Origin of the sequence: Streptomyces sp. NPDC051907 (assembly GCF_040681075.1) — a bacterium.
Lineage (GTDB): Bacteria > Actinomycetota > Actinomycetes > Streptomycetales > Streptomycetaceae > Streptomyces.
Map to the genome: position 1 here is coordinate 28,869 of NZ_JBFAYB010000083.1, position 14,194 is coordinate 43,062.

Consider the following 14,194-nt stretch of genomic DNA (forward strand, 5'->3'; position numbering starts at 1 on the left):
TCGGCCGTGACCACCGCAGTCGTGAGCCGCCGACGCGTGATGAGCGCTGGGCTCGGCTCTGTCGCGGCGGTGCTGGCAGGGTGCTCGGGGGACTCAGGGCCGGTGCGGCGACTTCGGCTCGCGACCGGGCCGGAAGGCGGTCCCTACAACGCGTTCGGCAAGGCCCTGGCGCAGGCCGTCGCCGCGAGCGGACGCCGGCTGGAGATCGTCCCGGTGAGCACCGCGGCCAGCGTGAACAACCTCCGGAAGCTGGACGACGGCTCGGTCGAGCTGGCGCTGTCGATGGCGGACGTCGCCGAGGACGCGGTGCTCGGGCGCGAGTCGTTCTCCCGGCCGGCCGCGGTGACCGCGCTGGCCCGGGTCTATGTGAACTACACGCACCTCCTCGTTCCGGCGGACGGGCCGGTGCGATCCGTGAAGGACCTCGCCGGGCGTCGCGTCGCCGCAGGAGCGGCGGGGTCGGGTGTGCAGGTGGTCGCGGGGCGACTGCTGACGGCAGCCGGGCTGACCGGCGGCCCATCCCCGGCGCACGAGCGGCAACTGGGCCTCGCCGCTTCGGCGAAGGCGCTGCGGGAGGGCAGCGTCGACGCGTTGTTCTGGTCCGGAGGCGTGCCCACACCCGCCCTGTCGGAGCTGGCGCGCGAGCTGCCGTTGCGGTTCCTGCCGCTGGACGGCAGCGTGGGCGCGCTGCGCGAGCGCTACGGCCCCGTCTATACCGCCGTCACGCTTCCGGCCGGGGTGTACGGGCTGGCGGAGCCGGTGGGAACCATCGGGGTCGGCAACTACCTGCTGGCGCGCGACGACGTTCCGGCCGACGACGTACGCGACCTGCTCCAGGTGGTCTTCGACCGGTGGCGTGAGCTGCTGCGGGAGGTGACGGCCGGGGCGCGGCTGGAGCCCCGGTTCGCGATCTCCACCGGGGGAGTGCCGCTCCACTCGGGCGCGGTCGACTACTACCGGTCGGTGTACGGCTGAGACCTCGCCAGGAGGTGAGGGAGGTCCATGAGGAGGCCAGGTCAGGAGGACGGGAGCCGCAGCTCGACGACCAGGCCGTGCGGGGTGTTGCCGCTGACTTCGAGCCCGCCGCCGCTGATGCGTGCGATCTCGTCGGCGATGGCCAGCCCCAGGCCGCTGCCGTGGACGTTCTGGTGCTCGGGGGAGCGCGCGAAACGCCGTAGCAGCAGGGGCAGCTGCTCCTCTGGCGCTCCAGGGCCGTCGTCGGCGACCCGTACGACGACAGTCCCGTCCGCCTCCTGCGCGGCGCGGACCTCGACATGTCCGTCGCGCGGCACGAACTTGACGGCGTTGTCGAGGAGGGCGTCCAGGATCCGGCCCGCCGCGTCGGGCAGGGCGCGTGCTCGCAGGTCCTCCGGGAGGCCGTCAGCCGTCAGCTCCAGCCCGGCGTCCCGGAAGACGGGAGTCCAGGCCGCCGCCCGTTCCCGTACCGCCTGCGCGACGTCCTGGTCGGTCAGCTCCGCGGTGCCGGACTCCACCCGCGCCAGGGCCAGCAGGCCGTCGAGCAGCTCCTCCAGGCGCTCCGCCTCGTCCAGGGCGCGGGTGTGCTCGGCCCGGCCGGGCCCGGGGGCGATGTGCGGCTCGACGTTCTCCAGCTGGAGCACCAGGGTGGCCAGCGGATTGCGCAGCTGGTGGGAGGCGTCGGCGACGAAGTCGCGCTGACGGCCGATGGAGTCGGCCATGGCCTCCGCCATGGTGTTGAAGTGCTGCCGCAGATGGCGCAGTTCCGGCGGTCCGGTGTCGGAGACGGCCCGTGCCTGGAGGCTTCCGGCGGTCAGCCCCTCCACCGCCCGGTCCAGATCGCGGACCGGCCGCATCAGCCAGCGAGCGATGCCCGCCGCCACCAGAGCCGCCGCCGCGAAGGCGGCGACCGCCCCCGCGGCGATCAGCGACCAGCGGAGCGTCACGTCCTGTCGGGCGGCGTCGGTGCGCACGGCCATCAGGACCGCCCCGCTGACCCGCTCGTCCCGGCCCACCGGCTCGGCGAGCACGACGGTCTTCGGACCCCAGGGGCGAAGGGTCGGCAGCCGGTCGGTGGAGCGGCCGGTGAGAGCGCGGCGACGGGCGTCCGCCGCATCCGACGCGGCCTTCGAAGCGGTGTCGGCGGCGGCGTCGGAGACGGCGTCGAACGAGGCTCCCGCTCCGGCGCGCGCGATCGTCGCTCCCGCCGTGTCGACCACGACGACCCCCGCTCCGTACAGCTGGGCGTACCGGCTGATCTCGGCGGACAGCTCCACCCGGTCGGCGTCGGTGCGCATCCGGTCGGCGAGGTCGGCGAACCGCACGGCCTCCGAGCGGCGCTGGAGCAGGAGGTGCTCGGTCCGTCCTTGGGCGTAGGCGTCGGCCAGAGGGACGGAGAGCAGCAGCGCAGCCGCCCCCATCAGCACCATCAGCACGGCGAGGAGCCTGCGTCTCATCGCTGAGCGTCCTGCTCGTCGCGCTCGTCCTGCCCGTCGGGCCGGTCCTGCTCGGCGGGCAGTGTCGGGGAGCCGAGCTGGTAGCCGAACCCGCGGACGGTGCGCACCAGGCCCGAGCGGCCGGTCTTGGCGCGGATGCCGGCCACATGCACGTCCAGCGAGCGGGAGGCCGCCAGGAAGGCGTCGCCCCAGATCCGGTCCAGGATCTCCTCGCGGGAGTGCACTTCGTCCGGGCGGGCCGCCAGGAAGGCGAGTACGTCGAACTCGCGGCGGGTCAGCCGCACCGCGCCGCCCGCCACCGTGACCGTGCGGCCTGCCAGGTCGACCTCGACGTCACCCCTGCGCACGGGCGGCCCGGCGGCCGGGCCCGTGCCGTCGTCGGGGCGGGCGGCCGAACGGCCGGAGTGCGCGCCGGTCCGGCGGCGTACGGTGTCGATCCGGGCTATCAGCTCGGCCATCCGGAACGGCTTGACCACATAGTCGTCGGCGCCCGCCCGCAGCCCCTGCACGATGTCGCGCTCCTCGCAGCGCGCGGTCACCACGATCAGCGGCGCGTCGCAGACGGTGCGCAGCCGCCGCAGCAGTTCGAGCCCGTCCAGGTCGGGCAGGCCCAGATCGAGCAGGACGAACTCGGCCTCGCGGACGTGCCGCAGGGCGTCCAGGGCCCGGCCGACCCGGCGGACGGTGTGCCCGCGCTGGGCGAGGGCGGTGCCGAGCGCCTGGGCCATGCGGTCGTCGTCCTCGACGAGAAGCGCGTGCATAGAGAGTTTCCTCGTGACCCTGGACGTGTGACCCGTAACCCGTGACCCGGTGACCTGGGGGAGCAGCTTACGGGAGCGGCTGCCCCAGGTCACCGGGGAGATCAGCGCGCGGCTTCGACAGGCGTCGGCGCCGGCTGAGCCTCGCCCTGCCCCTTGGAGAGGCGGGCGTCGGACTCGGCCTCGGCACGGCTGAGCGCGGCGTCGCGGGTGTCCGGCATCAGGACGTACGTCACGAGGGAGATCAGCGCGCACCCGGAGACGTACCAGAAGAACATCGTCTCGTGGCCGCTCTTCTTGAACCACAGCGCCACGTATTCCGCCGTGCCGCCGAAGAGCGCGTTGGCGATCGCATACGGCAGCGCCACGCCCAGGGCGCGCACCCGCGTCGGGAACAGCTCGGCCTTGACCGCCGCGTTGATCGAGGTGTAGCCGGTGATGATCACCAGCGCCAGCAGGGACAGACCGAGCGCGGACCAGTACGAGGACGCCGAGCCGAGGGCGGTCATGATCGGGTACGTGCCGACGGTGCAGCCCACCGCGAAGGTGATCAGCAGGGGACGGCGGCCGATCCGGTCGGACAGCATCCCGGCGAACGGCTGCAGCACGGCGAACAGCGTCAGAGCGGTGAAGCTCACCAGGGTGGCGGTCGTCTTCTCCATGCCCGCGCTGCCGACCAGGTACTTGGTGAGATACGTGGTGTACGTGTAGTAGGCCACGGTGCCCCCGAGGGTGAGCGCCATGACCAGACCCGCCTGCCGCCGGTGCTCCCACAGGGCCTTCAGCGTGCCGCGGGTGCTGTCGTCGTGGGCGTCCTCGCCCGACGACTGCTCCTTGAACGCGTCGGTCTCCTGGAGCCGCCGCCGCAGCCAGAAGACGACCACGGCGAACAGCGCGCCGAGCACGAACGGAATCCGCCAGCCCCAGCTCTCCAACTGGGCCGTGGTGAGCGTGTGCTGCATCGTGATCAGGATGCCAAGACCGAGCAGCTGGCCGCAGGTCATCGACACATACTGGAAGGAGGAGCCCAGGCCGCGCCGATTGCGGGCCGACGCCTCGGTCAGATACGTGGCGCTGGCCGCGTACTCGCCGCCGATGCTCATCCCCTGGAGCAGCCGCGCGAGCAGCAGCACCAGGGCGCCGAAGTAGCCCGCCTGGCCGTAGGTCGGGGCGACGGCGATCAGCAGGGCGGCCACCGACATCATGGTGACGGTGAGGGTGAGCGCGCTCTTGCGTCCGTGCCGGTCGGCGGCGCGGCCGAGGACCCATCCGCCGACGGGGCGCATCAGGAAGCCGACCGCGAAGATTCCGGCCGTGTTCATCAGCTGCGTCGTGGGGTTGTCGCCGGGGAAGAAGGAGTCGGCGAAGTAGATCGCGAAGCTGGCGTAGACGAACCAGTCGTACCACTCGACGAGATTGCCGAGCGATCCGCCGATCAGAGCGAGACGGCGTTTCCTGCGCTCGTCCTCGGGCGGTGTCTCGGGCGGTGTCTCGGGCATGGCGACGGACGAAGACATGGCGGCTCCAGACGGAAGTCCCTGATGAGAGACGGGAAAAGCCCCGGCGGTGGGGAAGTGCCCAGAGCATGCGGTCGGGCGTCGCACCCGGACAAGGTCCGACACACAGATCTAACGTTCCGCTAAGAAAGCCCGACGGCTGCGGTCCATGGGACGGCCGAGGCCCCCTCACTCTCCCGTGAGGGTGTCCCCGACGACTGCCGCGCCGACTGGATCGAAGCCGGTCAGCTCGTGCCCGGCGCAGGGCCCGCCAGACCGTGCAGCAGCAGGGCGGTGAGGGAGTCGAGAATCTCCTCGTCGGTCGCCTGCGGGCCGTCCTCTCCGGCGGTGACGACCGCGAACCCGAGCGTCGAGACCATGGCTCCCATCGCCGCGGCGATCAGCGCGGGGTCGCCCGGGAGTTGGTGGCCGCGCCGGCGGAGCCACTCCAGGTGGTCGTGGAAGGGTCTCGTCTCCTGGGCCAGACTCGCCCATGCGCGGCCCTCGGCGGGCGGGCCGGCGAAGTTCGTCTGCATCAGGGCGACGACCACCGGCAGGTGGTCGCGGATCACCCGCCAGGTGACGGCCAGATGCTCCCTCAGCTGCTCGGGGTCGGTCAGATCGTGATCGGCCGGGTGGCCGTCCGCGCCGATCTCCGCGTCGGCCTGCGCGTTCAGGTCCTCCAGCAGGGCTTGGAGGATGGCGCCCTTGTCCGCGAAGTGGGCGTAGAAGGAGCCGGTGGCACGTCCGGCCTCCCGGGTGATGTCGGTGATCTTCGTGTCGAGATAGCCGCGCTCGGCGAACAGCCGCCGTGCCGCGTCCTTCAGCGCCGCCTCGGTCTCGGCGGCCTTCTCCTTGCGTACGCCCATCGGGCGGGCTCCTTCTCGGGCTTGACGTGTGGCCTCTCCGTCATCATAGTGAACTCCAGTTCGGTGAATTCAGATTCAGTGAATGTCGATTCATGGAGTGTGTATGAACGTCATCGTCATCGGCGGCGGAGTGGCCGGAGCGGCGAGTGCGATAGCACTGCGGCGGCTCGGGATGGAGGTCACGGTGTACGAGGCGTACGCCGAACCCGCCGGTCAGGTCGGCTCGTTCCTGAGCCTGGCGTCCAACGGCCTGCGGGTGCTGCGGGCCCTCGGCGTGCTGGAGCAGGTGCAGCAGGCCGGCATCGATGTGCCGCGGCAGCGCATGTGGTCGAGCTCGGGCAGGCTGCTGGGCGATGTCCCCCGAGGACGGCTGAGCGGCGACGAGCTGCACAGCGTGACCCTCATGCGGGGCACGCTGGTCGAGGCGCTGCGCGCGCAGGCGCTGGCGGCCGGGGCGGTCATCGTCACCGGCGAGCGCATGGTGGACGCGGTCGCCACCGAGGAGGGCGTACGGGCGGTCTTCGCGAGCGGTCGTACGGCCCACGCCTCGCTGCTCGTCGGCGCGGACGGCATCTGGTCGGCCACCCGGTCGCTGCTCGACCCGCACGCGCCCACCCCCGAGTACGCCGGTCTCTACAGCATCACGGGCGTCGCCGAGGGCATCGAGACCGACCCCGGCGCCTTCAACCTGACCTTCGCCCGCAACGGCGCCTTCATCCACCTCGCCGCCCCCGGCGGCAAGGTCTGGTGGTCTGCCCAGGTCTCGTGCCCCGAACAGCCGGAGCTCGGCCTCACCGAGGAGGAATGGCTGCGACGCCTCGCCGGGCTCTACCGCCGTGAACACCTACCGTCCGCGATCCTTGAGGCCACCACCGAACTGCACCGCCCGACCCTGATGCACAGGCTCGACGCCGTCCCGGTCCGCCACAACGACCGCATCGCGCTGCTCGGCGACGCCGGACACCCCGTCGGCGCCGGCCAAGGCGCGTCGATGGCCTTGGAGGACGCACTGGTCCTGGCGCAGTCGCTGGCCGCAGAGCCGTCGGTGGCAGAGGCGCTCTCTGCGTACGAGGCTGCCCGCTCGGCCCGCATCGCCAAGATGGTCAAAGCGGCCTCGGCCAACCGCGACGCCAAGACGGCCGGTCCGCTCGCACGGCGGATGCGCGACCTGATGATGCCGGTGGGGGTCCGCCTCTTCTACGAGAAGGCCACGGCCTGGCTCTACACCTACGACAGCGGCGAACTGCCGACCGCTCGGACGGACGGAGAGCCCCAGGTCCTCAGCGCACGGCTCTGACCCTCAGCGGGCTGACTGCCCGACCCGAGGGCGACACCGGGACACCGCCCTCAGGTGCCGCCCCTGACTGCCGTCGCTGGGCGACGAGTTCAGCGGCACAGCCGCGCCACGAGATCCAGCTCGTCCGCCCACACCGCCGGGTCGCGCGGTCCGAAGTGCGGCGCCGCTATCGACCGCACGCGGAAGCGATTGCGCGGTGTCACCTCGTCCGCCTCGCGGATCATCAGGTCCTGCAACGCCGGCGGGATCGCGCGGTCCTCGGTGAACCGTATGTACGTACGCGGCACCCGTCCCCACGTGGCCGGCAGGCCCCGGGCGTCGGCGGCCGGGACGGCGGCGGACTCGTCCGGCTCCAGGATGTTGAGGAGCGCCCGCACCTCGGCGTCCGACCAGTCGGCGGCCAGCGCCTCCTTCGCCGCCGCGAAGAGCGCGGGGTCGCCCGAGCGCCAGTTGACCCGGCTGACGCCGAGCTCCGGCGGCGTCCGGACGCTGGGAATCTGGAACATCGCGCTGGAGGACGCCTCCGGAGTCATCACCAGCTGCATGACCGATGTGTGCTTCGTCGGGCAGAAAGCGGAGGCATACACCAAGTGGGAGACCAGCTCGGGCACTTGGTTGGCGACGGCGTTCAGCGTGACGCCGCCCATGCTCTGGCCGACCAGGATCACCGGACCGTTGCGGTGCGCCCGCCGTACGACGTCCACGACATGCGCGGCGAAGTCCGCCAGCGTCACCTCGGCGATCGGGGACGGCTCGGTACGCAGCCGCTCCAGGTCTTGGGGGGCCTGATAGGACTCCGGGAAGTACGCGCCGAGGCCGTGCCCGGGCAGATCGACCGCGATCGCGCGATGCCCGCGGAGGGCCAACTCGCCCAAGGCGGGCGTCCAGCTGAAGGAGTTGCTCCCCGAGCCGTGGACGAGTACGAAGGTGGGCGCACCGCGCCGCCGTCCGCCCGCGTGCGCGACCGAGGCCCCCGCTCCCACCGCTGTCACGGCGCCGGCCCCCGCCACGGCGGCCTTCAGGACGCCGCGACGAGACTGCCCCTGGGCGTCAGCTTTCTCACTCGTGCCACTCACGTCGCTGAAGTCACTCATGATCCTTACTCTAGAAGTACGCACTCCTGTGATCGATTCCTTTCGGCCATCGAGCAGGGGATCGCCGACTCGGCGGGGACGGGGAGGGCCCGCTCGCGCCCGCCCCCTGTCCGAGGCCGACGCTAGTGTCCATGCTGTGAGCGACTACTACGACGTGTTCCTGGCCGTGGACCTCTCGCCGGAACTCTCCGAGCCGGTCCTGCACGAGGTCAGGTGGCTGCTGGGACAGGCCGAGATACCGCCGGCGCTCGAGTCGGCCGACTGGGAGACATGGGGCTGTCCATGGCAGGTCTTCGCCGGCGGTTCGGCCAGTCATGCCTTCGCCGGGTCTGACACCGCCGCGTTGGTCCGCGCGTTGGACCGGTCGGATCCGGGCGGCGGTGCTCCATGGGCCCTGACCGTCCGGACATGCGTCCACGAGGACGAGTTCGGGGTGGTGATGGAGGTGGTCGAGTGGCTCCTTCGGCAGGCGACCACGGTGGGATGGGTGGGGTTCGTCCGCAGCAGTGCCTCCGACGACGCCCATCACGTCGTACGTCACCACGACGGCTTCGAACTGGTCGAGGTCCAGACGGCCGGAAGGTGGGGCCAGGTCTCCTGGTCGTGACGTCAGCCGGCCCTCTCCCGGCCCGTCAGCCGACCTTCTCCCGGCCGCACGGCTGTCCGAGAGACTTCCGGCCTCCAAGCCCCCTGCCTCCGAGCCCCCTGGCTTCCGGGTCCTCCGAGCCTTCCGGGCTCTGCGACGGCACGGCGTACGGTGAAACCGCCGTGTGCACACCGCACCCGTCCCCGGCGTCCGTAGAGGGAGTCCGCCCAGAATGTCGCCAGAAACCCCGGCCGATGCAGGCCACGCCCCCGTCGTCGTCAGCAACGTCGTCGGCTCCTTCGCCTGGGGCGTACTCCATGACCGCCACCCCGCGCTGATCGAGCGCGTACGCAAGGCGACCCCCTACCCCGCGGAACAGCAGAACGCACTCGACGCCCTTCTGCGCGAGATCGACGAGGGAGGCGTCATCGAGCCCCTCGACGAGACCGAACCGGATGCCGCCCCGTGGCAGCGATGGGGCCAGGGCCATATCGGGCGTCGCTGGGCAGACGTGCCGTTCCTATGGGCGGAGAGCTACTTCTACCGGAAACTGCTGGCCGCGCTGGGCTACTTCGCTCCCGGACCGTGGCACGGCATCGACCCGTTCGCACCGTTCAAGCACGCCGAGCTGATGGGCGCGACCGTCGACTCCGAGCTCGCCGCCCTCGACGAGATTCCCCGCGTCCCGGCAGAGCAGCAGGACACCCTGCTCGTACAGGCGTCGCTGTGGGGGAATCGGGCCGACCTCGGATTTCAACTGTCCGCCGGTGACTCAGGCCTGGGCGAGCGGGTGACAGGGCTCGTCGCGGACGACACGGCGGAGCTCTGGGGCCTGCTGGCAGGCCAACAGCCCGGGAAGGTGTGCCTGGTCGCCGACAACGCCGGCCCGGAGCTGCTGCCCGACCTCGTCCTCGCCGACCATCTGCTCACCACGGACCGCGCCACGCACATCAGCCTGCACATCAAGCCCTATCCGTACTACGTCTCCGACGCCACCTCCTCGGACGTGCTCGACTGCCTGGCCCGCATGTCCGACGCTCCCGGGCGGGCCTCGGAGATCGGCAAGCGGCTGCGGCAGGCGGTGACCGACGGCCGCCTCGTCCTGCGCGCCCATCCGTTCGCCTGCGCGCCGTTCCCCTACCAGGAGATGCCGGTTCAGCTCCAGGAGGACTTCGCCTCCGCCACCCTGACGGTGATGAAGGGCGACCTGAACTACCGCCGGCTCGTCGGCGACCGGCACTGGCCGGCCACCACCCCCTTCTCGGAGGCCACCGCGTACTTCCCCGGACCTGTGGCAGCGCTGCGGACACTGAAGTCCGACGTCGTCACGGGTCTCGACCAACAGACTCTGACGGAGTTGGATGCGACGGGCAGCGCCTGGCGGACCAGCGGCACGCATGCCCTCGTCCACGTCAGGAGATGAGAGCGCGTCACATGGCGCGGGGACCGCTCGGACTCCGTCGCACGACGGCGCGGGGGCCGGCCAGGCCTCGGCCTCGGGCTACCTCTGATCGGCAGACTGCTCGGCGGCCTCCCGTTGGCCGGTGCTGATCAGCCCTGTCTCGTAGGCGACGATGACGGCTTGGACGCGATCACGGAGCCCCAGTTTGCCGAGGATGCGGGCGACGTGGGTCTTGACGGTCGTCTCGGCCAGATGGAGGCGGCCGGCGAGTTCGGCGTTGCTCAGTCCTCGGGCCAGCAGGCCGAGGACCTCCAGTTCGCGTGGGGTGAGCGCGGCGAGGTCGCGGTGGAGGGCGGCGGTCTCGCTGCCGCGCTGGGCGGTGTATGGATGGTCGCCTCCGGCGCTGTGCCGATGTTCGCCTCCGGCGCTGTATCGATGTTCGCCTCCGGCAAAACGCTGCACCAGGCGGCGGGTGATGGCCGGAGCGAGGAGCGCGTCGCCGGTGCGGACCGTGGTGACGGCGGCGGTCAGGTGCTCGGGGGTCACGTCCTTGAGGAGGAAGCCGCTGGCGCCGGCGGACAGGGCCGCGTAGACGTACCGGTCGAGGTCGAAGGTGGTCAGGATGATGACGCGCGGTTCGCCGGGGGCGCCGGTGAGGATGCGGCGGGTGGCCTCCAGGCCGTCCATCTCCGGCATCCGGATGTCCATCAGGACCACGTCGGGCCGGGTGCGGCGGACCGCCTCGACGGCTTCGGCGCCGTTGGCCGCCTCGGCGACGACGTCCATGCCGTCGGCGCCGAGGATCATCCGGAATCCGGTGCGGACCAGGGTCTGGTCGTCGGCGAGGAGCACGCGCAGCGGCTCGGTCACGGTGCCTCCAGGGGGATCAGCGCTTCCACACGGTAGCCGCCGGTCAGACGTCGTCCGGTGCTCAGGGTTCCGTCGTAGACGGCGAGGCGCTCGCGCAGACCGATCAGGCCCCGGCCGTTTCCGGTGGGCGCGCCCGCGCCCCGGTGTCCACCGGTGTCGGTGACCTCCACCCGGAGCCGGTCCGGGCCGTATTCGACGATGACGGCGGCGGTGGCGCCGGACGCGTGCTTCACGGTGTTGGTCAGAGCCTCCTGGACCACGCGGTAGGCGGCGAGTTCGAGGCCGGGCGGGAGGGGACAGGGCGGGCCGGTCACGGTCAGCTCGACCGGCAGTCCGGCGTCCCGGACCCGTCCGACGAGGACCTCCAGCTGGCCCAGGCCTGGCTGCGGGGCCAGCTCCGCCTCCGTACCCGCCATGTCCGCGCTCTCGTCCGTCCCCTCGCCGGGGCCGGCCATGGTGAGCAGTCCCATGACGTGACGCAGTTCGGTCATGGCCGCTCGCCCGCCCGCCTCGACGGCGAGCAGCGCCTCGCCCGCCTGCTCGGGGGAGGTCTTCATGATCTTGCGGGCGGCGCCCGCCTGGATGATCATCACGCTGACGTTGTGCGTGACGACGTCGTGGAGTTCGCGGGCGATCCTGGCCCGCTCGTGCTCGACGGCCCGGCGCAGCGCCTCGCTCTGCTCGCGCTCCAGGGCGGACAGACGCGTGCGGCCCTCGTCGGTCCGCAGTCTCCAGGTGCGCACCCCGAGGGCGGCCACTCCCATCGGAACCAGGATCAGCAGGGCGATGTACTGGTTGGGGACGATCGGGGTGTCCGAGTTCCCGGTCGTGCCGACCAGCAGGATCGCCACCGGAAGCGTCGCCAGGGTCGCCTCCCGGTAGGGGCTGTAGACGGCGGCGCTGTAGACGGCGATGACGAACGCGTAGAAGGTGAGCCGCGATACGTCGTACGGGGTGAGCAGAGCCGCCGCGGTCACGACGCACAGCACGGCGAGCGGATAGCGGCGGCGCAGCGCCAGGGCGGCCGAGGCGACGAGCGCGAGCGTAGCCATGAGGGCCAGGCCGCCGAGACCGGTGGGCGGCGCATGGCGGATCACACCCGGGGCGAAATCCCGTACGGGCTGCTCCGAGTTGTCGACGGCGTAGTGGACGGTGGCGGCGCCGATCACCAGCGCCAGGAGCGCGTCGAACTGGCGGGCCCGCCGAGCGGGCCGCGGCGGCGGGCCGGTTGGGCGCCTGGCGTCGCGGATCACTTCCCGCATCCGCTCCAGCGTCGTGCGTACGTCCATCACCCGATCATTGTCGCCGCCGCACGGGCCCTTTCGAATCCCTCCCGGCGACCATTCCCAACGCACCGGATACATCAGCCGCCTACATCGCAGGGAGGACGTCTGCGGGGCTCGTCCGCGCACGGTACGGCAAAGGGTTCGGGCGGGGGACGCGGGCGGGCCGGGTCCGCTCCTAGCGTTCACGGCACCACCTGCCCGCACCGACTGCCCGTACCCAAGGAGCCCTTCATGACCACGCCGGTGATCGAACTGCGCGGGGTGAGCCGCCGATACGACGACGGCCCGCCCGCACTGCACGACGCGTCGCTGACCGTGCTGCCCGGCGAGGCCGTCGCGATCCTCGGCCCTTCCGGCAGCGGCAAGTCCACCCTGCTCAATCTGATCGCGGGCCTGGACCGGCCGGACACGGGGACCGTCACCGTGGACGGCGTGCGAGTGGACCAGCTGGGCGAGGCCGGATCGGCGCTCTACCGGCGATCGACGATCGGGATGGTCTTCCAGTTCTTCAACCTGCTCGACGATCTGACCGTCGCCGACAACGTCGTCCTGCCCGCGCGGCTCGCGGGTGTGGCACGCGGCGAGGCAGACCGCCGGGCGGCCGAGCTCCTGGAGGCCCTCGGCATCGACCGGCACGCCCGCGCCTACCCGGGCAGGCTGTCCGGCGGCGAGCGGCAGCGCGTCGCGGTGGCCCGGGCGTTGATGAACCGGCCGCCGCTGCTGCTGGCCGACGAGCCGACCGGGGCCCTGGACACGGCTGCCGGACACGACGTCAGCAGGCTGCTCACCGACCTCAACGCCGAGGGCCAGACCATCGTCGTGGTCACCCACGACCTGGCTCTGGCCCGGTCCTGCACGCACCGCACGGTTCGGATCGCCGACGGCCGGATCGCCGAGGACGCTCCTTCGCACACCGCCGCCCCGGAGAACGTCCGATGAGCGCGCTCGGCACGGTGGTGCGCTCGGGGGTGGGACGCCGCTGGGTGCAGACGCTGGTCGTCGGGCTCGCCACGATGATGGCGGTGGCCGCCTCCATCCTCGGCGGATCGCTGCTCGTGGTCTCCAGCGCGCCCTTCGAGGACGCCTTCGCCAGGCAGCAGGGCGCGCATCTGTCCCTCCAGTTCGACGCGGGCAAGGCGAGTGCCGCGCAGCTGTCGCGATCCCGGGACGCCGAAGGGGTGAGCAGCGCGGCCGGGCCGTTCCGCACGGCGACCCTCACCCCGCGGCCGGACGGGTGGAAAAACCCCGGGTGGCCGATGACCGTGGTGGGCCGGGGCGATCCCGGTCGAGCCGTGGACGAGGTGACGCTGCTCGACGGGCGGTGGCCCACCCGCCCCGGCGAGATCGTGCTGTCCGCCGGATCCGCGCTCATCCCGACCATGGGCGTGGAGATCGCCTTCCCCGATCTGCCCGGCGACCCGACGCTGACGGTGGTCGGTGTGGCCCGTTCGGTCACCGAGACCGCCGACGCCTGGGTGGTTCCGTCCCAGATGCCGGCGCTCACCGCGCCCGGCGGCGGCGGTCTCCAGATGCTCTACCGCTTCGCCGACGCGGACACCGCCGCGCAGATCAGCGCGGGCCGCGAGGCCGTGACGGCGACCCTGGCCCCGGGAGCGGCCGTCGGCGAGCAGTCCTGGCTCACCGTCAAGAAGAGCGCCGAGCGCGACACCGCCCTCTACGTCCCGTTCCTCATCGCGTTCGGCGCCCTCGGCCTGGTCATGTCGGTGCTCATCGTCGGCAACGTCGTCGCGTCGGCCGTCGGCACGGGAACGCGCCGCATCGGCATCCTCAAGGCCGTCGGCTTCACCCCTGCCCAGGTCGTACGGGCCTACGTCGGCCAGGCGCTGATCCCGGCCACGGTCGGCACGGCCCTCGGCGTCGCCTCCGGCCATCTGCTTGCCGTGCCCGTACTGGCAGAGACCGAAGAGGTCTACGGCGCCTCGTCCCTGGCCATCGCCCCCTGGGTCGACTTCGTGGTGATCGCCGGGGTGCTCGGCCTGGTGGCGGCAACCGCGTGGGCGAGCGCCTGGCGGGCCGGCCGGCTGCGCACGGTCGACGCGCTCGCCGTCGGGCGCACCGCTTCGGCGGGGCGCGGGCGCCTTGC

The 14,194-nt window shown here is 72.0% G+C and carries 13 protein-coding genes; 6 read left to right on the top strand and 7 right to left on the bottom strand.

Features of this window, described 5'->3' with window-relative positions; translation table 11 throughout:
• The first annotated feature begins 6 nt into the window (after positions 1-6).
• Entirely contained in the window at positions 7-975 is a 969-nt protein-coding gene (locus tag AB0M39_RS31750) for a TAXI family TRAP transporter solute-binding subunit (protein ID WP_365369828.1), read from the top strand.
• A gap of 41 nt (positions 976-1,016) precedes the next feature.
• Here AB0M39_RS31750 and AB0M39_RS31755 read toward each other — a convergent pair whose 3' ends face one another.
• The 4 genes from AB0M39_RS31755 to AB0M39_RS31770 all read right to left on the bottom strand — a co-directional run bounded on the left by AB0M39_RS31755 (position 1,017) and on the right by AB0M39_RS31770 (position 5,555).
• Positions 1,017-2,432, bottom strand: coding sequence for a HAMP domain-containing sensor histidine kinase (locus tag AB0M39_RS31755; protein WP_365369830.1), 1,416 nt, complete (start codon positions 2,430-2,432; stop codon positions 1,017-1,019).
• Positions 2,429-3,193: a response regulator transcription factor gene (locus tag AB0M39_RS31760; protein WP_365369832.1), complete on the bottom strand. Its 765-nt coding sequence runs from the start codon at positions 3,191-3,193 to the stop codon at positions 2,429-2,431. Before AB0M39_RS31760 ends, AB0M39_RS31755 begins: the two co-directional genes overlap by 4 nt.
• 101 nt (positions 3,194-3,294) lie before the next feature.
• The gene (locus AB0M39_RS31765; RefSeq protein WP_365369834.1) at positions 3,295-4,707 is read right to left on the bottom strand and encodes an MFS transporter; all 1,413 of its coding nucleotides are present in this window, start codon (positions 4,705-4,707) and stop codon (positions 3,295-3,297) included.
• Between the two features lie 224 nt (positions 4,708-4,931).
• A complete protein-coding gene (locus AB0M39_RS31770) occupies positions 4,932-5,555 on the bottom strand; it encodes a TetR/AcrR family transcriptional regulator (protein WP_365369836.1) in 624 nt (207 codons plus the stop codon).
• 103 nt (positions 5,556-5,658) lie between these two features.
• Between AB0M39_RS31770 and AB0M39_RS31775 the strand changes: the two genes are divergently transcribed.
• Entirely contained in the window at positions 5,659-6,852 is a 1,194-nt protein-coding gene (locus AB0M39_RS31775) for an FAD-dependent oxidoreductase (RefSeq protein WP_365369838.1), read from the top strand.
• 89 nt (positions 6,853-6,941) lie between these two features.
• Here the strand turns inward: AB0M39_RS31775 and AB0M39_RS31780 are convergent, their stop codons facing one another.
• Entirely contained in the window at positions 6,942-7,946 is a 1,005-nt protein-coding gene (locus AB0M39_RS31780) for an alpha/beta fold hydrolase (protein WP_365369840.1), read from the bottom strand.
• Between the two features lie 136 nt (positions 7,947-8,082).
• On the opposite strand from AB0M39_RS31780, the gene AB0M39_RS31785 reads away from it, so the two are divergent.
• Both AB0M39_RS31785 and AB0M39_RS31790 read left to right on the top strand, forming a co-directional pair.
• Positions 8,083-8,553, top strand: a complete 471-nt coding sequence (locus tag AB0M39_RS31785; protein WP_365369842.1) for a hypothetical protein — start codon at positions 8,083-8,085, stop codon at positions 8,551-8,553.
• 211 nt (positions 8,554-8,764) lie between these two features.
• Positions 8,765-9,955 (top strand): damage-control phosphatase ARMT1 family protein, encoded by a 1,191-nt coding sequence (locus AB0M39_RS31790; RefSeq protein WP_365369844.1) that lies wholly within the window; start codon positions 8,765-8,767, stop codon positions 9,953-9,955.
• A gap of 78 nt (positions 9,956-10,033) precedes the next feature.
• On the opposite strand, the gene AB0M39_RS31795 is transcribed toward AB0M39_RS31790, so the two are convergent.
• Positions 10,034-10,804 carry a response regulator transcription factor gene (locus tag AB0M39_RS31795; RefSeq protein ID WP_365369846.1) on the bottom strand — a complete coding sequence of 257 codons (771 nt, stop codon included), beginning with the start codon at positions 10,802-10,804 and terminating at the stop codon, positions 10,034-10,036.
• Positions 10,801-12,093 (bottom strand): histidine kinase, encoded by a 1,293-nt coding sequence (locus AB0M39_RS31800; protein WP_365369848.1) that lies wholly within the window; start codon positions 12,091-12,093, stop codon positions 10,801-10,803. The genes AB0M39_RS31795 and AB0M39_RS31800 overlap by 4 nt, the downstream gene beginning before the upstream one ends.
• Before the next feature lie 228 nt (positions 12,094-12,321).
• Between AB0M39_RS31800 and AB0M39_RS31805 the strand changes: the two genes are divergently transcribed.
• On the top strand, positions 12,322-13,029 hold the full coding sequence (locus tag AB0M39_RS31805; RefSeq protein WP_365369850.1) for an ABC transporter ATP-binding protein: 708 nt from the start codon (positions 12,322-12,324) through the stop codon (positions 13,027-13,029).
• Positions 13,026-14,194, top strand: a 1,169-nt coding sequence (locus AB0M39_RS31810; RefSeq protein WP_365369852.1) for an FtsX-like permease family protein, incomplete at its 3' end; no start/stop codon positions are given. The genes AB0M39_RS31805 and AB0M39_RS31810, both read left to right, overlap by 4 nt.

What these genes read in the sequence shown, in the direction of transcription:
- AB0M39_RS31800 (WP_365369848.1), bottom strand. Translation starts at nt 12,093, where the DNA reads ATGGACGTACGCACGACGCTGGAGCGGATGCGGGAAGTGATCCGCGAC.
- AB0M39_RS31755 (WP_365369830.1), bottom strand. Translation starts at nt 2,432, where the DNA reads ATGAGACGCAGGCTCCTCGCCGTGCTGATGGTGCTGATGGGGGCGGCT.
- AB0M39_RS31780 (WP_365369840.1), bottom strand. Translation starts at nt 7,946, where the DNA reads ATGAGTGACTTCAGCGACGTGAGTGGCACGAGTGAGAAAGCTGACGCC.
- AB0M39_RS31765 (WP_365369834.1), bottom strand. Translation starts at nt 4,707, where the DNA reads ATGTCTTCGTCCGTCGCCATGCCCGAGACACCGCCCGAGACACCGCCC.
- AB0M39_RS31790 (WP_365369844.1), top strand. Translation starts at nt 8,765, where the DNA reads ATGTCGCCAGAAACCCCGGCCGATGCAGGCCACGCCCCCGTCGTCGTC.
- AB0M39_RS31775 (WP_365369838.1), top strand. Translation starts at nt 5,659, where the DNA reads ATGAACGTCATCGTCATCGGCGGCGGAGTGGCCGGAGCGGCGAGTGCG.
- AB0M39_RS31760 (WP_365369832.1), bottom strand. Translation starts at nt 3,193, where the DNA reads ATGCACGCGCTTCTCGTCGAGGACGACGACCGCATGGCCCAGGCGCTC.
- AB0M39_RS31770 (WP_365369836.1), bottom strand. Translation starts at nt 5,555, where the DNA reads ATGGGCGTACGCAAGGAGAAGGCCGCCGAGACCGAGGCGGCGCTGAAG.
- AB0M39_RS31805 (WP_365369850.1), top strand. Translation starts at nt 12,322, where the DNA reads ATGACCACGCCGGTGATCGAACTGCGCGGGGTGAGCCGCCGATACGAC.